The organism is Alkalihalobacillus sp. NPDC127517 (assembly GCF_050276055.1).
In the GTDB taxonomy this organism is placed as follows: Bacteria; Bacillota; Bacilli; order Bacillales; family Bacillaceae_D; genus Alkalicoccobacillus.
Genome location: NZ_JBNNQX010000002.1, coordinates 124471 through 142771, shown reverse-complemented (window position 1 = coordinate 142771; position 18301 = coordinate 124471). Strand labels below are relative to the sequence as shown.

At 39.4% G+C, this 18301-nt stretch carries 20 protein-coding genes and 1 other RNA gene; 3 read left to right on the top strand and 18 right to left on the bottom strand.

The features are described 5' to 3' along the window. Nucleotides 1–53 precede the first annotated feature (53 nt). A complete protein-coding gene (locus tag ACQKKO_RS02650; RefSeq protein WP_498644051.1) occupies nt 54–680 on the top strand; it encodes a MarC family protein in 627 nt (208 codons plus the stop codon). Between the two features lie 48 nt (nt 681–728). On the opposite strand, the gene ACQKKO_RS02645 is transcribed toward ACQKKO_RS02650, so the two are convergent. Further along, nucleotides 729–1181, bottom strand: a complete 453-nt coding sequence (locus tag ACQKKO_RS02645; RefSeq protein WP_498644049.1) for an NADPH-dependent FMN reductase family protein — start codon at nt 1179–1181, stop codon at nt 729–731. 109 nt (nt 1182–1290) lie between these two features. Then, on the bottom strand, nt 1291–2790 hold the full coding sequence (locus tag ACQKKO_RS02640) for a carboxypeptidase M32 (protein ID WP_498644047.1): 1500 nt from the start codon (nt 2788–2790) through the stop codon (nt 1291–1293). Between the two features lie 132 nt (nt 2791–2922). Here ACQKKO_RS02640 and ACQKKO_RS02635 point away from each other — a divergent pair, with 132 nt between their 5' ends. Then, nucleotides 2923–3246: an iron-sulfur cluster biosynthesis family protein gene (locus ACQKKO_RS02635; protein ID WP_498644045.1), complete on the top strand. Its 324-nt coding sequence runs from the start codon at nt 2923–2925 to the stop codon at nt 3244–3246. A gap of 26 nt (nt 3247–3272) precedes the next feature. On the opposite strand, the gene ACQKKO_RS02630 is transcribed toward ACQKKO_RS02635, so the two are convergent. The 16 genes from ACQKKO_RS02630 to ACQKKO_RS02555 all read right to left on the bottom strand — a co-directional run bounded on the left by ACQKKO_RS02630 (nt 3273) and on the right by ACQKKO_RS02555 (nt 16899). Further along, on the bottom strand, nt 3273–3476 hold the full coding sequence (locus ACQKKO_RS02630) for a hypothetical protein (protein ID WP_498644043.1): 204 nt from the start codon (nt 3474–3476) through the stop codon (nt 3273–3275). A gap of 72 nt (nt 3477–3548) precedes the next feature. Beyond that, entirely contained in the window at nt 3549–4322 is a 774-nt protein-coding gene (locus ACQKKO_RS02625; RefSeq protein ID WP_498644041.1) for an N-acetylmuramoyl-L-alanine amidase, read from the bottom strand. Between the two features lie 99 nt (nt 4323–4421). Next, a complete protein-coding gene (locus ACQKKO_RS02620) occupies nt 4422–5990 on the bottom strand; it encodes a gluconokinase (protein WP_498644039.1) in 1569 nt (522 codons plus the stop codon). A gap of 34 nt (nt 5991–6024) precedes the next feature. Beyond that, nucleotides 6025–6384, bottom strand: coding sequence for a hypothetical protein (locus ACQKKO_RS02615; protein WP_498644038.1), 360 nt, complete (start codon nt 6382–6384; stop codon nt 6025–6027). Nucleotides 6385–6487: 103 nt separating this feature from the next. Next, nucleotides 6488–6844 carry a DUF4870 domain-containing protein gene (locus ACQKKO_RS02610; RefSeq protein ID WP_498644036.1) on the bottom strand — a complete coding sequence of 119 codons (357 nt, stop codon included), beginning with the start codon at nt 6842–6844 and terminating at the stop codon, nt 6488–6490. Between the two features lie 487 nt (nt 6845–7331). Further along, nucleotides 7332–8471, bottom strand: a complete 1140-nt coding sequence (locus tag ACQKKO_RS02605; RefSeq protein WP_498644035.1) for a THUMP domain-containing class I SAM-dependent RNA methyltransferase — start codon at nt 8469–8471, stop codon at nt 7332–7334. A 143-nt stretch (nt 8472–8614) separates the two neighbouring features. Further along, on the bottom strand, nt 8615–9829 hold the full coding sequence (sstT, locus tag ACQKKO_RS02600) for a serine/threonine transporter SstT (protein ID WP_498644033.1): 1215 nt from the start codon (nt 9827–9829) through the stop codon (nt 8615–8617). Between the two features lie 182 nt (nt 9830–10011). Further along, nucleotides 10012–10806 carry an ABC transporter ATP-binding protein gene (locus tag ACQKKO_RS02595; protein WP_498644032.1) on the bottom strand — a complete coding sequence of 265 codons (795 nt, stop codon included), beginning with the start codon at nt 10804–10806 and terminating at the stop codon, nt 10012–10014. Then, nucleotides 10790–11785, bottom strand: coding sequence for an ABC transporter permease (locus tag ACQKKO_RS02590; RefSeq protein ID WP_498644030.1), 996 nt, complete (start codon nt 11783–11785; stop codon nt 10790–10792). Before ACQKKO_RS02590 ends, ACQKKO_RS02595 begins: the two co-directional genes overlap by 17 nt. A gap of 58 nt (nt 11786–11843) precedes the next feature. Beyond that, the gene (locus ACQKKO_RS02585; protein WP_498644028.1) at nt 11844–12848 is read right to left on the bottom strand and encodes an ABC transporter substrate-binding protein; all 1005 of its coding nucleotides are present in this window, start codon (nt 12846–12848) and stop codon (nt 11844–11846) included. 182 nt (nt 12849–13030) lie between these two features. Next, nucleotides 13031–13415, bottom strand: an RNA gene (gene rnpB / locus ACQKKO_RS02580) — RNase P RNA component class B. A 72-nt stretch (nt 13416–13487) separates the two neighbouring features. After that, nucleotides 13488–13889, bottom strand: a complete 402-nt coding sequence (locus ACQKKO_RS02575; protein WP_498644026.1) for a reverse transcriptase-like protein — start codon at nt 13887–13889, stop codon at nt 13488–13490. A gap of 19 nt (nt 13890–13908) precedes the next feature. After that, a complete protein-coding gene (gpsB, locus tag ACQKKO_RS02570; RefSeq protein WP_498644024.1) occupies nt 13909–14226 on the bottom strand; it encodes a cell division regulator GpsB in 318 nt (105 codons plus the stop codon). Between the two features lie 90 nt (nt 14227–14316). Next, the gene (locus tag ACQKKO_RS02565) at nt 14317–14868 is read right to left on the bottom strand and encodes an SLOG family protein (protein WP_498644022.1); all 552 of its coding nucleotides are present in this window, start codon (nt 14866–14868) and stop codon (nt 14317–14319) included. Nucleotides 14869–14930: 62 nt separating this feature from the next. Continuing rightward, entirely contained in the window at nt 14931–15422 is a 492-nt protein-coding gene (locus ACQKKO_RS02560) for a spore coat protein (protein ID WP_498644020.1), read from the bottom strand. A gap of 217 nt (nt 15423–15639) precedes the next feature. Then, complete coding sequence (locus ACQKKO_RS02555) at nt 15640–16899, bottom strand: ribonuclease H-like domain-containing protein (protein ID WP_498644018.1); 1260 nt, start codon at nt 16897–16899, stop codon at nt 15640–15642. Nucleotides 16900–17271: 372 nt separating this feature from the next. On the opposite strand from ACQKKO_RS02555, the gene ACQKKO_RS02550 reads away from it, so the two are divergent. Continuing rightward, a complete protein-coding gene (locus ACQKKO_RS02550) occupies nt 17272–18243 on the top strand; it encodes a phosphate/phosphite/phosphonate ABC transporter substrate-binding protein (RefSeq protein ID WP_498644016.1) in 972 nt (323 codons plus the stop codon). Nucleotides 18244–18301: the final 58 nt, after the last annotated feature.

Here is an 18301-nt window from a genome sequence, read left to right as displayed (position 1 = left end):
GATCTGAAAAAGTGAGGGAAGCTAACGTTACTATTGATGATGGAGGACAAATGATGCTTTCTTTTACACTTCAGGCCATTGTTTCAATCTTTGCAATTATGAACCCCATAGGGAACGTCCCTATTTTTATTGCCATGACACAGACAAATACTGTGCGAGAAACAAGAGCCATTGCTTTTAAAGCAATTATCACAGCTTTTGTTATTCTGACTGCATTTCTAATTGTAGGACCACTTCTGTTCCGTGCATTTGGCATCACAGTTGATGCACTTCGAATTGCAGGTGGAATTATTATCTTTGGCATTGGTTATAATTTGGTCAGCGCAAAGTCGAAACACAGCCATACCCTTCATGAAGATGAGCACCAGGAAGGAATTGAAAAAGATGATATCTCCATTACACCTCTAGGCATACCGCTAATCGCCGGCCCTGGAACCATTGCAACAGTGATGAGTTTAACGTCTTCCCATTCCGACCGGATCAGCCATACAATTGGTGTCTTTATTGCATTTACAATCATCCTCTTAGTGACTTACTTAATCTTTTATTATTCACATTGGATTCATAGCAAACTGAACGCAACAGAGCTTTCAATCGTTACACGCTTAATGGGGCTTATCTTAACTGTGATGGCGGTTGAGATGATTGTGAGTGGGTTAAAGGAAGTTCTGACGATGTAACCTAACAAAAAAGCCGAGAACCACTTAGTCGGTTCTCAGCTTACTCAGTTATATCGCAATGTATGGTTGTAAGAATTGATTAAATCTTGTTTCAGAAAACAACTGTTTTACAAAACGCTGTTTCTGTGACTTCGTCGATTTTGGAACAATCGTCAAGGATTCTGTAATACCCAGGCGATTAAGCAATGGTTGAAGGTACAATTCCATTACACTGACGTGAGCCAACGTTCCTCCAAGAATAAAAGGAAACACCTGCTTATCTTTAAATGTATTTTCAGGAAGTGACTGTAAAAAGCGCTTGAAGGCTTGATATGAATCCTGCTCTACAGGTATTGCAAGGATAAAAATGTCTGTTTTAAGATGGTCTGGAGTGAAAGTAGATATAGACACTTCTGAAAGCTCATGACCTTGTTGCAGGACCCACGTTTCTAGCTGTGCTTTAAACATCTTATCTTGCTTATTTATAAGCGGATTTTCCGTTAACATTGTTAGATGCGCCATACAGAATTGCTCCTTTCCCTCTTTCTCTTGTATTATATACCTATTATTCATAGTAGTCAACTAGGATTAATACACAAAGAAAAAACGGGCAAGATGCCCGCTTCTAGGATTAAAGCTTGTATAACGTTGTATATTTATCTTTTAAGTAATGAATCAATGGTTTAGCATCAATTCCAGAGCCCGTTGTATCCTTTAAGATGTCAGCTGGCTTTTTGCCTCGGCCGAACTGATGTACATTCTCTGTCATGTATTGACGGATCGGCGCATAATCTCCTTTGCGGATTAAATCATCGAAACCAGGGTTTGTTTTAGTGAATGACTCTTTTAATTGAGCGGCATAGATGTACCCCAATGCGTAGGAAGGAAAATAGCCAAAGGATCCAAATGACCAGTGTACATCCTGAAGCACACCTTCACCATCATTACTTGGTTTAACACCAAGGTATTCAACCATCTTTTCGTTCCACACATGTGGTAAGTCTTTTACAGCAAGGCTTCCTTCAATTAACGCTTTTTCTAATTCATAACGAAGGATGATGTGTAAGCAATAGGTTAACTCATCAGCTTCGATTCGAATAAGAGATGGCTTTGACTGATTCACTGCAAAGTAGAAGTCTTCAAGACTTAACTGATCAAACTGTCCATTAGCATGCTTTTTTAATAAAGAGTAGTTCCGCTCCCAAAAAGCCATATTCTGCCCAACGAATTTCTCCCAGAACAAGGACTGAGATTCGTGAATACCCATTGAAGTTCCTCCGCAAAGCGGCGTACCCATTAGTTCTGGAGAGATATTTTGTTCGTATAACGCATGGCCACCTTCATGAATGGTACCAAACAAAGAGACACGGAAATCAGACTCATTGTATTTTGTTGTCACACGTACATCATACGGATTAATACCCATAGCAAATGGATGAACTGTCTCATCCATACGACCTGCTGTGAAATCAAATCCAATTTCCTTTAAAATATCTCTGCTTAACGCTTGCTGGTTTGCTTTTGGGAAATGAGCGAATAAGCTGTCCATTTTTGGTTGGTGAGCCGACTCTGTTACCGCTTGAACAAGGGGCACTAGATTGTTTCTAAGTTCAGCAAATACCTCATCAATGGTATCAACAAAGACTCCAGGCTCATAATCATCTAGTAACGTGTTGTAAACATGGCCAGTATCCTCGCCATAATAGCCAATAAAACGTTTTTTAAATTCAATTAACTTCTCTAAATTAGGACGGAACATTTCAAAGTCAGATTGATCCTTTGCGTCTTCCCAAAGTGTTTCAGTTTGAGATTGAAGCGTAACGTATTCTTTAAATTCTTCAGCAGGAATCTTTGTGTTACGATCGTAATCTTTACGCGATTCTTCTATACTTTTTGCCGTAATTTCCGAAAGAGACTTCTTCTCACTTTCAAGTTCAGTGAGTAATTCATTCATTTCATTTGAAGTAGATAAGGCAAACACATCAGATGATAGCGTCCCGATCACTTCTGAACGTTGTGCTGCTCCTTTTTTGGGTGCACCTGTGCGGGCATCCCATGCAAGAAGTGATAATGCTTGATTATAATGATTCTGCTTTTGAACAAGACCCAAATATTTTTCTTCTGATTTCATATAAAAACCACCAATCTTTTATGTACTAAATGGAACATCTACTTATTTCGACATTCGAAGAAGATCTTCCTTCTCTTTTTCGAAATTTTTCTGCTTAATATGATACACTTACTTATGTAAGGAGGAAACAAAATGCAATTAACATTATCAGATTCAGTTGTTTCGTTATATAAAAAAGAAATGGAACTAAAGGACGGCGAATCTGTTCGCCTATATGTACGCGTTGGAGGCGTTGGTTCAGGAGGGTTTTCAGTTGGCGTTATGAGAGATCTTCCAACTCCAGAGTCTTTTATTATTAAAAAACAAGACATTTCGTTCTTCGTCACTCCGGATGATTTTTGGTACGTCGATGGAATGACCATTGATTATCAAACAGATCTTGATCGAGTAGAATTTATACAACCTCGTTTTATGGATGCAGCTCATCCAGAGGAACATTCAAAAAAAGAAGCGTAAGCTCATAGGCTTCCGCTTCTTTTTACTTAAAGATACGATTGTTTTGTTACATATTGCTGAGCATCTAAATAGTCAGATCGAGCTTCTTCAATAAAGGCGTTTGCTTGTTGAACCTGCTCACCATTCATTTCACCAAGTTCAGCAGCAATGTTCGCTTCAGCCGTTTGTAAAGCTTTTTCTAGTCTTTTTAAAACGGAATTTGCGTACATATCATTTTTCATTCCATCCATTGTAATTCCTCCATATAATCAGAAACTGGTATTAACCTTCCCGCTTATATAGGTATGCATACATCCGATCTTTTATGAAAGAAAAACCTGCGCCTCAAATCCTTTACTCCGTAACTCTACTGCAAACGCTTCCGCATTCGCCTGGCTCGAAAACGCTCCTACTTGAACCTTGTATAAATTATTTTCTAACCGAATAAATGGTTGGTAGCCGGCTTGCTCAAGTCTCGTCTTTAATTGAGTAGCATTTGGCTCACTACTAAACGCACCACTTTGAACCCGGTATACATTCCCTCCACCAGAACCTGGCTTCCGCTGCAATTGAAACGCACGAACCATTCCATTTACATGACCCCGTGCAACGGAACGAAGGAAAGCAGCATCTTTTAAGAGATTCGCATCACTTATTCGATCAATGAATAAATTCTCTGTTAAAATGGCTGGCATACTACTGCCTCGTAATACAGCAAAATCAGCTGATTTCTTTCCACGGTCGACGACTGTTAATGACTCCATAATGCCATCATGGACCGTGTTTTGCAGCTGTACGGTTCTGGCTGCGCGGCTTGAGTGTATAAAAGATTCAAAGCCCGTCCCTCCACCTGCATTGATGTGGATCGACATAAAGTAATCTGCACCCCACTGATTGGCTAACCGACTACGCTCTGCAAGAGCAACAAATACATCCGTTGAACGACTCATTCTTACTTCAACATCAAGGTACTCTTCTAGGAGCATGTCCCTAATAAGACTTGCAATCGTAAGCACAAGTGCCTTCTCCTGTAATCCGTTGCCTACAGCACCTGGATCACTACCACCATGACCTGGGTCTAAAAAGATTTTAACCATTAAATCCCCTCCTCTATCATAAATCGTGGTGAACTTTATCATACGGGGAGAGGATTATAACGGAAACGGCTATTAACACAGGTTTACATAATCAGATTATTATCTACTTGATTCATACGGTTGGTTGATATATGTTTTTTGGATTTCAGCCAGCTCTTGAAATGGCCTTTCTAACGCCACGTAAAGAGACTGATAGATCTCAAAGATCTGAGCATATGACTGGTGTGTGTGAGTGTCTGGTTCAACCGTTTGTGTAACGGTCGTCCATTGATCGGACTCTTCTAAATGATCTAACTGCCCTGAACCTACTAAAGCAATAATACCTGCACCAAAAGCGGAAGCATGATAGCTTGCAGGAATTTCGATGGATTGACCAAATACATCTGCTAGAATATGAAGCCATAGCTCTGACCTAGCAAATCCGCCAGATGCACGAATCTCTTTAATTGGTCCACCTAACTCCTGAAGAGCTGTACCAACTGAATAGATACTAAAAATAACCCCTTCAAGCAAGGAACGTACAAAGTCTGCTTGTGTATGATGATTAGCCATTCCAATGTATCCTGCACGAGCATCTGGATTCCAATACGGGGCACGTTCTCCATTTAAGAATGGCAAAAAGATTAATCCTTTTGCCCCCGCTGGTGAAGTGGAGGCTAACTGCAGTAAGTACTCATATAGATCCTCTGAAATGGGTTCGTCTCCTATAGTGGATTTACCTTTAGCCCACTCATCGCGGAACCACCTAAATGCATTCCCGCCATTGTTTGTTGCTCCACCAATGACCCATTTATTTTCTGTTAATGCATAACAAAATGTACGCTGGAGCGGATCTGTCATTGGGTTATCAACGGTCCTTCTAATTGCTCCACTTGTTCCAATCGTTATGATTGTTTTATCACTCGCACCGGCACCAGCCCCGACATTAGCTAGAACACCATCACTCGCGCCAATAATAAATGGCATCGTTGGATTCACTCCTAGTTCTTCTGCAAGACTTGAATGTGGTAAATCCTTTTTATATGTAACCGGAACGAGTGTTGATAATTTATCTTTAGTTAACCCAATTGATAATAAAATGTCTTGATCCCAATCATTTTTTTCGAGATTGAATAGCCCTGTTGCTGAAGCAATCGAGTAATCAACAACAAATTCTCCAAACAAATGAAACCAAATGTATTCTTTGATTGAGATAAATTTGTATGCCTCATTAAATATATCCGGTGTATGCTCCCTCATCCATAGCAACTTTGATAGTGGGGACATCGTGTGAATGGGCGTTCCAGTTCGCATATAAAAAGCGAGTGCTTCCTTTGTTTCTTTAAGCTTTCTCACTTGTTCAGAGCTTCTGTTGTCCGACCAAATGACACTATTCGTGATGGCTTTACCTGTCTGAGTGACAGCTAACAAAGAATGCATAGCTGTAGAGAAGCCTGCTGCAGCAATTTCTCGTGGAGCAACCCCAGAAGATGCGAGCGATTGCTTGATCGAATTCTTTACTGCTTGCAGAATTACTTCAGGATCTTGCTCTGACCATGCTGGCTGTGGAGAAAGTGTTGGATAACTCATTTCACTTGACCCTACAACCACACCCTGCGTATTAAAGATAATTGACTTTGCACTTGTTGTCCCGACATCTATACCTAGCATTAAAAGATTCTGTTTCAAAACACTCACTCCTAACTAAATATGGTAAATGAAATTATGAAAGATCACGAACTAATTTTGAGAGTGTCGCGGAGTGATCTGAGACTTGCTTAATCTCATGTTGCTCCATCCAGTCTTGAATATCTTCGAGTCGGTCAAGTAAACGATCCTCAAGTTCTCCAGAAACAGAAACGTGTTGTATACGTGGTAGAGACTGCCCAGGTTCCTGTTCAATCATGTTAATGCTTAATTGTTCACCATTACCTGGTGACGTCTCTAATTCTTCTTTCTGTAGAAGCTCTTTTAACCCATCGAATATGAGCTGATGAATGTCCTTGCTCTCTGTACTCTTAAATATGATTGACTTTTCGTTGTCCTTACCTACTGCATAGCTCGTAATAATAAGTGTATTCATCTGAACCAACCACCTTTTCTCCCCCATCTTAGCATCCAACAAATAATGAGACCAGTCTTAACCTAAAGAAAAACGACGAACCAAAGTTCGTCGCTAACATCGTTTATTTAATAAAAGGAATCGTAAGTGGAATGCGGTACCACTCACCGTTATATGCTTTGACGGCACCAACGATTGTGAAGATAAACCACATGAGACCAACCACAGGTAAAATAATAAAACCAACGAGAATGGCAAGGGTTATAAATCCGACAACCGAGTAAATCGTATAAGATATGATAAAATTAAAATATTCTTTCCCGTGCTTATCAACAAATGGCGAATTATCTTTTTTTACTAACCAAATAATCAATGGACCAATAATGGTTGTAAAAAAGCTTGATACATAAATAAGCATCGCGAGCACTCGATCATCTGATGACGGTTCCTCATGATAGTCAATGATTTCGTTTGTTGGCATGATTGTTATCTCCTTTTTAGCTACAATGTTTTTTGCTTTGGGATGTATAGCCCAATTAAAAGAAAATAAACTTTAGGTTTCCTTACACTAGGTATTTACGTTTGTTCCTCCAAAAGGTTTCAATTTAACCATAACAACTTTTTTTCTATTTTTACTGGTTCTTTTGTTTATATTTAAAAAACCTAATATTAAATTTAATAAAATAATAACAAGTACCTACAATAGCCACTATAAAGGCTATAAGGCTTAATGTCATCATATATCCTCCAACAGTGGTTTGCAGGACATTATTTAAGATCAAGCCTACAGTTGTATAAATAATTGCTAAAAGTAGATATATTTTTTTATTCACTCTAACACCTCTTCACTTGAAATTGACTTAATAAAAAGGATAAACCAAAAGAACACATTATTTTGAATGTAACTACTCATTCAATGAATAGTTTTTACAAAAATAATGTGTTCAACGCTGTAAAACCTTTCTTACTTAATCTTTTCTCGGAGGCCTCGGACCAAAGTACTGATAGTAATCGGTTTTTAGGTTACCGTTATACAGTTTGCGCTTCTTAGAGGCTTTTTTCCCGTATAATTCTTCAAACCGTTCGTTTGACGTTAACATGTACACAGACCAAGTATCATGTTTACGAAGGGCTTCACCCATTTGTTTATACATGTACTCAACCTCGTCTTTTTCCCCAATCCGTTCACCATACGGTGGATTTCCGACAATGATACCATAGCTACCTTTATGACTGAAGTCACGTACTTGCATTTGTTTGAACGTAATTAGGTCTGCGAAACCTGCTTCTGCAGCGTTATTTTGTGCGAGCTCCACACTTCGATGATCAATATCAGAGCCTAGGATGTCAAGCTTTTGATCGTAGTTCGCTAAGTCTTCCACTTCCTGTCTCGCAAGATTCCAATGCTCCTTACCGATCCAGTCCCATTTATCTGAAGCAAAGTCACGATTAAATCCTGGTGCTAAGTTCTGCCCGATCATCGCTGCTTCAATTGGAAGTGTGCCTGACCCACAGAACGGATCAGCAAATGGACGATCTGGATTCCAGGTAGTCAATTTTATAAGAGCCGCAGCCAAAGTTTCTTTAAGAGGTGCTTCATTATGAAAATAACGGTATCCACGCTTATGTAGACCCTCTCCACTCGTATCGAGTGTAAGAGTCGCTACATCTTTATGAAAGGCGACTTCAATACGATAAAGTGGACCATCTTCATCGAACCAGCTAATGTTGTGCTTTAATTTAAGACTCTCAACAACCGCTTTTTTCACAATCGCTTGACAATCAGGAACACTGAACAAGGTAGACTTTACGGAACGACCAATAACCGGAAATTCTGCATTAGCAGGAATTAAATCAGCCCAAGGTAGTGCCTTTGTTTTTTCAAATAATTCATCAAACGTAAAGGCTTTAAACTCGCCAATAACCAGTTTTACTCGGTCAGAGGTACGAAGCCATAGGTTGGCGCGAGGAATCGCTTGTACATCGGCTGTAAACGTAACTTTTCCATTTTCAACATTTACATCTTCATATCCTAAATCCTTCACTTCTTTTGCAACAATTGATTCTAGCCCCATAGTGGCAGTGGCTAGTAATTTCACTTTATTCATTATTTCTAACTCCCTTATGTCTCATGCTTTCCTCATTATACGGGTTGAGCGAGTTGCTGACAAGGAACCCACTCAACCGCTTCAACCGTATCATTTTAAAAAGCGAGTTCCTTTAACTAAGGATCCTCGCTTTCTAAAGAAAATCAATGCCCTGCTAGACGCTTTTCTCTTGCTTCAGCTGCTGCAGTAAACATTACATCTGTTGATGAATTTAGGGCTGTTTCAGCGGAATCTTGAACGACTCCAATGATAAAACCAATCCCTACAACCTGCATCGCAATCTCAGGAGGGATTCCGAACAAACTTGCAGCAAGTGGAATGAGTAACAGTGAACCACCTGATACTCCTGAAGCTCCACAAGCACTGATTGCTGCTATAAAAGATAAAACGAGTGCTGTTAATAGATCTACTTGAATATCAAGTGTATGAACCGCTGCTAATGTAAGAACAGTAATCGTTACCGCAGCTCCAGCCATATTAATAGTCGCCCCAAGTGGTATGGCGATAGAGTACGTATCTTTATTTAGCCCTAACTTTTCACTCAGTCTCATATTAACCGGGATGTTCGCTGCAGAACTTCGTGTGAAAAAGGCTGTTAACCCACTCTCTCGTAAGCATGTTAAAACAAGAGGATATGGATTTTTTCTCGAACAAATGAATACAAATAATGGATTCATGATAAGTGCGACGAAAAGCATACACCCTACTAGAACAGCAAGCAGCTTTCCGTATGATAGTAACGAACTTAAGCCATTTGCTGATATGGATTCAAACACTAATCCTAAAATGCCGAGTGGCGCCAATCGAATGACCCATTCAACCACTTTTAACATCACATTTGATACATCCTGTAAGATCGCTTTAGTTGGCTCTCCAGCTCGCCGGAATGCCAGTCCAAAAAGTACGGCCCAAGCTAGAATGCCAATAAAATTTGCTTGAGTTAAAGCATTTACTGGATTATCTACCACATTTAATAGAACCGTCTGTAATACTTCAACCACACCCTCTGGTGCTTGAAACCCTTCTGGACTATCAACTAGATTTAAACGTACTGGGAATAAAAAACTAGCCAAAACAGCTACAACCGCTGCTGAAAAAGTGCCAAGCAAATACAGAAGAATAATAGACTTCATATTTGTCTTTTTATTCTTTTGGTGTTGTGCTATGGATGAAATCACTAAAAATAATACCAATATTGGCGCTATTGCTTTAAGTGCTCCTACAAATAAAGTTCCTAGAATACTAACGGGGCTTGCAGCATCAGGTATGGTGACAGCAAGTAAAATACCAACAATTAATCCGATAAGTATTTGTTTAACTAAACCTAGTTTATTCCATTTTGATAAGATTTTTTTCATATTCGCTCCACTCTCGATGTAAAATATCTGCCATATGTATAAGGCGAGTCCTCTATAAAAAGACATCTGTCTTCAACAGGTGTAATTATAAAGTGTTTTTTTGAGGAACACAAGTGTCATTTTAGACCAGTATAAAATCCTATAAAAAAACCCATCCGCATAAGCGAATGAGTTTCATTTGATTATCCTAGCACAGCCCGATCACTTTCCATTTGCGATCCGCGTATGCGTTTAAATTCAGATAACAACCCTTCAACGGTCATATGTTGCTTTTTAGATTCAGGAACATCTAGGATGATCTTTCCTTGGTCCATCATAATCAATCGATTTCCTAAATCAATGGCTTGTTGCATATTATGTGTAACCATTAATGTTGTTAAACGATGTCGATCAACAACTTCACGCGTTAAATTTGTGATTAACTCTTGTTTCGAGGGATCTAGAGCAGCCGTATGCTCATCAAGTAAGAGAATGCTCGGTTCAGTAAATGTAGCCATTAGAAGGGATAGTGCCTGCCTTTCACCACCTGATAACATACCAACCTTAGCTGATAAACGATTTTCAAGTCCTAAGTGAAGCGTTTCTAACGAATCCTTAAAAAATGATTTTCTTTGTTTATTTACACCAGGCTTTAATGTGCGTTTGCGGTTTCTTGAATAAGCAATGGCTAAATTCTCTTCAATTGTCATCGTTGGAGCTGTACCCGCCATCGGATCTTGGAAAACCCGTCCAATCAAAGCAGAGCGCTTATATTCCTGATGTTTAATGACTGTTTTACCATCAATTTGTACATCGCCTTCATCTGGCAGGAGTGCACCAGAAATCACATTCATTAGCGTTGATTTACCAGCACCATTACTACCAATAATCGTGACAAAGTCTCCTTTTTTCAATTGAAGGTCGATTGTTTGTAATGCTTTTTTTTCATCAGACGTACCTTCGTTAAATGTGAGGGACACATTACGCAGATTTAGCATGATTAGTGCCTCCTTCCTTTTTAGCCAGTCGATGCTTTTGTTTTCGCTTTATTCGATCGCGTTGTTTCTCAATGATCTTAGGAGAGATTAAGGCTAGAATAACGAGAATAGCTGTGATTAATTTCATATCACCAGCCTGTAGAAAATCAACCTTTAATGCAAACGCAACTACAATTCGATATATAATGGCACCAAATATAACGGCTATGGTTGTCCGGAAGATGGACTTAGTTCCAAATAAGGCTTCACCTATAATCACTGAAGCAAGTCCAATAATAATCATTCCTATGCCCATGCCTGCATCAGCAAACCCACCTTGCTGAGCAATTAATGAACCGGATAACGCCACTAATCCATTTGATAGCCCAAGTCCTAGAATAATATAGTGGTCAGTATTGGCTGAAAAACTGCGAATCATTCGCTTGTTGTCTCCGGTTGCCCGAATCGCCAGACCCACTTCTGTTTTAAGAAAATAGTCTGTTATTACTTTAATTACGATAATTAACAGGAGCATTACGAACATCAGTGACCACGTTGAAGGTAAGGTTGTCAGACCCACCCCTTCAAAAAATGAGCGGAATGCTTGGTCCACTCCAAGTGCGTCCCATCTTTCACGAACCCAAGCAAATACTGTCGGTTCATTTAATAAAGAGACTCGAGGCATCCCCATAATTCGCAGATTAATTGAATAAAGAGCGATCATCATTAAAATCCCTGCTAATAGCGGATTAATACTTCCTTTTGTGTGAAGAAGACCTGTTATACAACCAGCTACAAAGCCTGCCAAAACAGCAAGTATGGTAGCAAGAAATGGGTCAACACCGTTCACAATTGAAATGGCTGCTACAGCAGCACCCGTTACAAAACTTCCGTCTACTGTTAAGTCAGGGAAGTCAAGAATTCGAAAGGTCAAATACACTCCTAGCGCCATAATTGCGTAGATAAATCCAAGCTCTAATGCCCCGTATAATGCAAGCATAGTACCACTTCTCCTTTAAACATAAAACCGACCTTATAAAGAGGCCGGTCTATTCTTATCAATTTGATTCATATGTGCTTGCTGCGTCTTCCCATTCATCTTTCCATTCAATGCCTTGTGCTTCTGCAGCTTCACGATTAATGACTAGATTAATATCAGCTGGAGATTGAACTGGCAATTCACTTGGTGATTTATCACCATTCAAAATATCTACAGCCATCTCACCAGCCTGGTACCCAAGTGTATGGAAATTAACACCAAACGCAGCAAATGCACCAGAATCAAGTGATTCAGGGTCACTTGCGATCAGTGGTAAATCACGATCGTTTGCAATTCCAACAATAGACTCTAATGCGGAAATCACCGTATTATCGGTAACAAGATAAATAAGATCAGCATCATCAGCGAGTGCCGTTGCTGCGGATTGGACATCTGCAGACGTTGCAACTGTTCGTTCTGTTGTACTTAAAGACGTTCCTTCTACTTCATCTTTAATCGCATCAATTTGAACCACCGAGTTCGATTCTCCTGCATTATAAACAAGACCAATGGTGGAATCAGGGAAATTCTCCTCTATGAATGCAACGGTATCACTGATCGCTTCTGGATGGAGATCTCTCACTCCAGTAATTAATTCCCCCGGTTCATCCAGTGCTGTGACAAGACCAGCCTCAACCGGATCTGTAACAGACGTAAAGACAATCGGAATATCTTGAGTAGCTTGTAATGCACTAATCGCACTTGGTGTTGAATTTGCAAAGATTAAATCTACTCCATCTGAAACGAAGTTAGTTGCAATCGTTGACGTATTGTTCGGATCCCCTTGAGCTGACTGAAAAGTATAGTCTGCATTAATTCCTGCATCAAGAAGTGCATCCTGAAACCCTTTATAAGCTGCATCTAAGGACGGGTGCTCTAAGATTTGAGTGGCGCCAATTGTAAATGACGCTTCTTCCGTATCATCAGTTCCCCCTGTCCCTCCTTCTTCATTTCCGTTACCACAGGCCGTTAGAGCTAGAATAACTATTGTTGCAGTTATTCCAACACCCCATTTTTTCAGCATAATGATTTCCCCCTCTTTATCTATGTAAGTCCCTTTTATGTTAATTGAATTTTCAGAACAAGTAAACAAAAATTTACATACATAAACGTGTTTATGCACTAAAGGAGTTAGATAAATAAAAAAAATCCCTAAAAGGGATTTTTACACGTATGATTAGTAAATCAGTCAAACATCGTTAAGCACTCGATAAGCCATGTTCTGTACCATTGTACTGCAAGCGGTGATGAGCCTCGTACGCTGGTGGTGACCATCTATCTACAGGAGGTACTCCTGTCCTTCTGATTTTGTTTAGTTCCAAATCAGAAAATGCCCCTACCTATTTTTGGGTTTCTCGCTCGAGGGGTTTACCTCGTTCCACTCCATTTGTTTCCAAATGGACTCCGTCACTGTGGCACTTTCAAGGAGTGTTTACCATATCCAGAAGGACTTAGGCAATTCTCCTGCCGTTAGCCAGTTACCTGACTACCCTAGCTTATGAATTGGCTAGGCACGAACACTACGGGCATCTCAGCCCGTGCGAGCATGGACTTTCCTCTATGCATTGCTGCACAGCGGCCACCTGAATGCTTAACTTAAACCTGATACGCAAACGCGCTTAACTAGTATAGCTTGTTTTAAGCTGAAACGCAATCCTTACTTTCACCGGCTCTGCTTTTGTATCATAATCCCCTGCTTGGCCAGGCGATCAGCATTTCCATTTAACTTACTTGGCACCCATTTAAGATAAAACGATTCGAATTGTCTCATAAGAGTTAGAGCTTCATCAAGGTACGGTTTAAAAAGAGGGTTCTTCACATGTTGCCTTTCTACTGCGTCATCAATTAATTGAGAATCTGTTCGGAAAGAGACATGTTCTAGCTTTAATTCTAAACAACGTTTAAGTGCATAAAGAAAGGCTTCATATTCTGCTTCATGATTGGACATGGCTGAGAGTGGTATCGCATGCTCTTCAACTTTTCCGTTTTTAAAATTGATAAAAACGCCAGCTCCTGAGAGACCAGGATGACCAGCGCTAGCTCCATCAAAATAAACGTCAACCATTTATGGAGCCCTCCTCTGTTTATTCGTACATTTTACTTCCAAATACTTTTTTCTCAAGATTTGAAAGACGCTGTAAAATATCATAATTCGTGTTATTGGATGAAGGTGCCGGGTTTGATGCTTGTCTCACCGGTCTGTCTTGTAATTTTTTATGCTCTTGTCGAAGCTGTTGTACCTCGAGCTCAAGTGCTTCAACCTTTTTTTCATAGAGCTCATAATCTTGAATAATTGAGTCCAAAAACTTGTCTACCTCGTCTGGGTTATACCCTCTCATGCTTGTTTTAAAGTCTTTATTCAAAATTTCTTTCGCTGAATGTTTAATCTCTTGATTGCTCATTCGAATCACCCCTGCTTTTTCTTTACTATATAATCTCACTTATATTTTTTCAAAAGTCCCGTCAAAAGTCAATTTTATATCAGTTTGAAGTTACCAGTCCATCTCTTCTTCTCTTCTGGCATCTTCAATATCCTCAGGTGTTAAATAAAAAATTGGATAGTCTAAACCACTATTTTGTTTCTTTAGTGCTGGCTCCACATAAAATTTCGGAGTTCCTGGTTGGTCATGGTCATATAGAACTAGTAATGCATCCGATTTTTCGATTAGAAAATCATTCTTAAGTCGTAATTGTGATGGGCTTTCATACGCTCGATTAGTAATTGGTTTCACAAAATCAGCTTGATTTAATACGTCACGGTATCTTTCCTGAGACTCTTCCTTCCATTGACCTTCTTGCTCCAAAAAAGGTGGTAGGACTGCAACCTTTAATTCAGGGTACAATTCTTTTAATTCAAATGCACACTCTGCAGCCCATAACTCTACTCCAGGCTGACCACTGATCATGATCCATTCAATTCCGTCTTCTAATAATGGAATAAACCTTTTTTGTAGTGCTTTTTTTATGTAAATAATTCCAATATGTTTATGATCAAAAATCCCTAGTTCATGGGGTTTGTACCCTGTAACAAGTAATGTCTTCACGTTAACCTCCTAAAAAAGAACGGGCCCAAAAGGACCCGATTCATACCTATTCATTGATTAGTTTATCGTTTTTTACCTGATTGCGCACCCATTACTGGCCAGTTCGGCATGTTGTTTTGTGCACCCATAACAGGCATATTGCTTTGTGCACCCATTACTGGCATATTGCTTTGCGCTCCCATTACTGGCATGTTGCTCTGTGCTCCCATAACAGGCATATTACTTTGCGCTCCCATTACTGGCATGTTGCTTTGTGCCCCCATTACTGGGTTATTACCACCCATGAACTGTTGGTTGCTCACGTTTTGATGATTTGCTTCTGTGTGCGGGCAACTGTGAACATGCTTATACACATGGTTTGTTACGTAATCTGTGTGAGTTGGATGAACCTCAGGGACAATATACTCACAGGTTTTCTCTACTACACTATGTTTCGTTGGGTGAATGACCGCAGGCATCATTTTTGTTGTTGTAGGCTTTTGAGTGAAAGCAGGTAACGTCGGACAAGGTTGAAATGATTGACAAGGTTTACAGTGTTTTTTCTTTCCATACATAGGATTAGTGCCTCCTTTATATTTAGAATCACTAATAACCTATGTTCATGTCACTATATGTGTACTAGTTGTATGACCTATTTTAGGTGAATCTCTTTAGAAGGCTTTCATCCATGACTAAATGAATCAAAATTCTACAGCTTCAAACAGATTTCTCGCTTCACTAATACAAAAGATGCTGAAACATGAGTGTTTATGCGCTTCCCCAGGAAATGATTCATGCTTTCCCCTGCTTAGTTTCCAAACGGTTCATGCGCTTTCTGAGGTCTGCTTGAAGCTTTACTCTTTTCTTTGTTGGAACTGAAGTTAATCCATCAATCGCAATTTGAGTAAAATCAATGGCGCATCCAAGGTCTTTTTCAAAGTGCTCCATCATTTTTGCGCATTCAAGAGCAGCTTCAGAGACACGGTACCCCAGTTGAATGGATTCTTGATAATATGTTAGCGCCTCACGCGGTTTTTTTTGTTTTTTTAGAAGGTCGGCGTACTCATATATGCTTTTAGATGCGATATCCCCGCGAGAGCTTTTTATACCTCTTTTTAAAAACGTAGCTGCAGGATCTGTTTCACCTATTGACGCATACCACCGCCCCAGCTCATAGCATTCTGAGTCGTTTGAATGCTCCTCTGGATGATCTGTTAGTTTAAACGAAAGCTTACAATAGAGAGTAATCAAAGAAAGCAGATCCCATTCATGGTGTTTTAATACACCTTCCATTAAAGATGGATCTTGTTCTTTTACAAAGTCAAAATATAGCATTGGTACAAGATAACTTGGTGTATCGTGTTTACGAGCAAAGTCTAATTTATGTTCTTCTATAATTGGTAGCCTACATGATGGCAACTCATTACTCCAAAGTCTTCTGGCTGCATGAAGTAGATCAAAATGTCCGAAAGCAGGCAATTTGGGTACTTGATCACGAACGAACGTGTGCCGAGTTTTCACTTGTGGCCAATCAAAGGCCTTGCCGTTATACGTAACAAGATGACTTAAGTTATCAACCTCACTTAAAAAATAATAGTATAACGCTGCTTCGGATTCTGGCCCGGGTAATAAGTATTGCTTTACGTAAACACCGTCTGATTTCACTTGCGCATAGCCAAGTAAAAAAATATGATGACCTGCTCCAGTATAAAGACCTGTTGTTTCTGTATCAAAAAAAATCAATTGGTCTGAATTCACTTGCTCTGCTGAAAGTGGATGCTTCATTTCACTCTGCTTCCACTTGGAACAAGCATCAAATAGTTGGCTAAACGTATATTCTCCATGTTGGTCAGATAAAGGATAAACAACTTCCCGAACAATAACATATTGGTCTTCAAGTCTCTTTATTTGAGCTCCAAACGTTTGCCATTGCTTCTCTACCTCACTTAAAAGTATGGAGTCTCCCCCACTTCTTCCTTTTTGAGGCACAGTATTTTTCTCTTCAATTCCTGTATGAACCTTTAATCGACTAAGCTTTGAGCGAATATTCATATTAAAACCCCGCTAATTGTTTGATCCACTTCATTATAGCGAATGTTTGTTTGTGTATCTACCATTTTACTTTCACACAATTTTCAATAATGATAGAGATTGATAAATTTTATTACAAAAGTCATTGTCTTATAATTGAGAAATTGTATAATAAACTGGTAAGTGTTGTTAGACCTTTACTAAGAGAATTCATTTTATGAATCTATACTTTTTCAGGAGAATATAGATCTATAGGAGGGAATGGTAGGATCCTGAGTCTATAATCTAATAATCACTCTATCATTTACAAAACTTTTACATGTTTTTAATAATGCTCTGTTATAATGATGTTTGCTTGATAATCTTATACATATTATTAGGGGGTCTTTTTTAATGAAAAAACATTTGTATGGTACTGGATTAACATTTACTCTAGCAGCAGCACTACTTGCTGGCTGTGGTAGCGGCGATTCTGACAACGAAGAAACAGCAACTGGCGGAAACGAAGAAGGTACAGAAGGCACAGAAGAAGCTACAGGCTACGTTCCTGAAGAATTAAGTGTTCAATTTGTTCCTTCTCAAAATGCTGACTCACTTGAAGCAAAAGCAAAACCACTTGAAGATTTACTTGAAGCTGAGCTAGATATTCCAGTTACAGTAAGTGTTTCAACTGACTACAACACGATAGTAGAAGCGATGGCTTCTGAGCAGGTTGATGTAGGCTTTCTTCCTCCAACTGCATACGTTTTAGCAGAAGAGCGCGGAGCTGCTGAAGTTATCCTTCAATCTCAACGTTATGGCGTGAATGACGAAGATGGTTCTCCAACAGATGAATTAGTAGACTTCTATAAGTCTCAAATTATCGTGAAAAAAGATTCTGGAATCGAAACAATTGAAGATCTAAAAGGTAAAAAGATGGGTTATCAAAGTGTAACGTCTTCTGCTGGTTATGTATGGCCTGCAGCCGTATTAATTGATGCTGGTCTTGATCCACTAACAGATGTAGAGCCTGTTACACTAAAAGGGCATGACCAAGCGATCATTTCACTACTTAATGGAGATGTTGACGCAGCTGCAACATTCCAGGATGCACGTAATGTTGTTCAAGGTGACTATCCTACTGTCTTTGAAGATACTGAGATCCTTGAATTTACAGAAGCCATTCCAAACGACACAATCGCTGTTCTTCCTGACATGGATCAAGAGTGGAAAGACAAAATTCAACAAGCATTTATTGCAATAGGTAAAGATGAAGAAGGTCGTGAAATCATCAAGGATGTTTACACACATGAAGGCTATGTAGAGTCAGACGATAGCAACTTTGAAACAGTTCGCGAGTATAACGAAAAAGTTAAAACAGAGTAGTTAGTACTGAGTCGTCAAGAAGAAGTAACTGTATGTTAGTGGCTGGTGGTTCCGTACC

Excerpts from the sequence above, each read along its gene's own strand:
- ACQKKO_RS02650 (WP_498644051.1), top strand. The coding sequence starts at position 54 with ATGCTTTCTTTTACACTTCAGGCCATTGTTTCAATCTTTGCAATTATG.
- ACQKKO_RS02645 (WP_498644049.1), bottom strand. The coding sequence starts at position 1,181 with ATGGCGCATCTAACAATGTTAACGGAAAATCCGCTTATAAATAAGCAA.
- ACQKKO_RS02640 (WP_498644047.1), bottom strand. The coding sequence starts at position 2,790 with ATGAAATCAGAAGAAAAATATTTGGGTCTTGTTCAAAAGCAGAATCAT.
- ACQKKO_RS02635 (WP_498644045.1), top strand. The coding sequence starts at position 2,923 with ATGCAATTAACATTATCAGATTCAGTTGTTTCGTTATATAAAAAAGAA.
- ACQKKO_RS02630 (WP_498644043.1), bottom strand. The coding sequence starts at position 3,476 with ATGGATGGAATGAAAAATGATATGTACGCAAATTCCGTTTTAAAAAGA.
- ACQKKO_RS02625 (WP_498644041.1), bottom strand. The coding sequence starts at position 4,322 with ATGGTTAAAATCTTTTTAGACCCAGGTCATGGTGGTAGTGATCCAGGT.
- ACQKKO_RS02615 (WP_498644038.1), bottom strand. The coding sequence starts at position 6,384 with ATGAATACACTTATTATTACGAGCTATGCAGTAGGTAAGGACAACGAA.
- ACQKKO_RS02610 (WP_498644036.1), bottom strand. The coding sequence starts at position 6,844 with ATGCCAACAAACGAAATCATTGACTATCATGAGGAACCGTCATCAGAT.
- ACQKKO_RS02605 (WP_498644035.1), bottom strand. The coding sequence starts at position 8,471 with ATGAATAAAGTGAAATTACTAGCCACTGCCACTATGGGGCTAGAATCA.
- sstT (WP_498644033.1), bottom strand. The coding sequence starts at position 9,829 with ATGAAAAAAATCTTATCAAAATGGAATAAACTAGGTTTAGTTAAACAA.
- ACQKKO_RS02595 (WP_498644032.1), bottom strand. The coding sequence starts at position 10,806 with ATGCTAAATCTGCGTAATGTGTCCCTCACATTTAACGAAGGTACGTCT.
- ACQKKO_RS02590 (WP_498644030.1), bottom strand. The coding sequence starts at position 11,785 with ATGCTTGCATTATACGGGGCATTAGAGCTTGGATTTATCTACGCAATT.
- ACQKKO_RS02585 (WP_498644028.1), bottom strand. The coding sequence starts at position 12,848 with ATGCTGAAAAAATGGGGTGTTGGAATAACTGCAACAATAGTTATTCTA.
- ACQKKO_RS02575 (WP_498644026.1), bottom strand. The coding sequence starts at position 13,889 with ATGGTTGACGTTTATTTTGATGGAGCTAGCGCTGGTCATCCTGGTCTC.
- gpsB (WP_498644024.1), bottom strand. The coding sequence starts at position 14,226 with ATGAGCAATCAAGAGATTAAACATTCAGCGAAAGAAATTTTGAATAAA.
- ACQKKO_RS02560 (WP_498644020.1), bottom strand. The coding sequence starts at position 15,422 with ATGTATGGAAAGAAAAAACACTGTAAACCTTGTCAATCATTTCAACCT.
- ACQKKO_RS02555 (WP_498644018.1), bottom strand. The coding sequence starts at position 16,899 with ATGAATATTCGCTCAAAGCTTAGTCGATTAAAGGTTCATACAGGAATT.
- ACQKKO_RS02550 (WP_498644016.1), top strand. The coding sequence starts at position 17,272 with ATGAAAAAACATTTGTATGGTACTGGATTAACATTTACTCTAGCAGCA.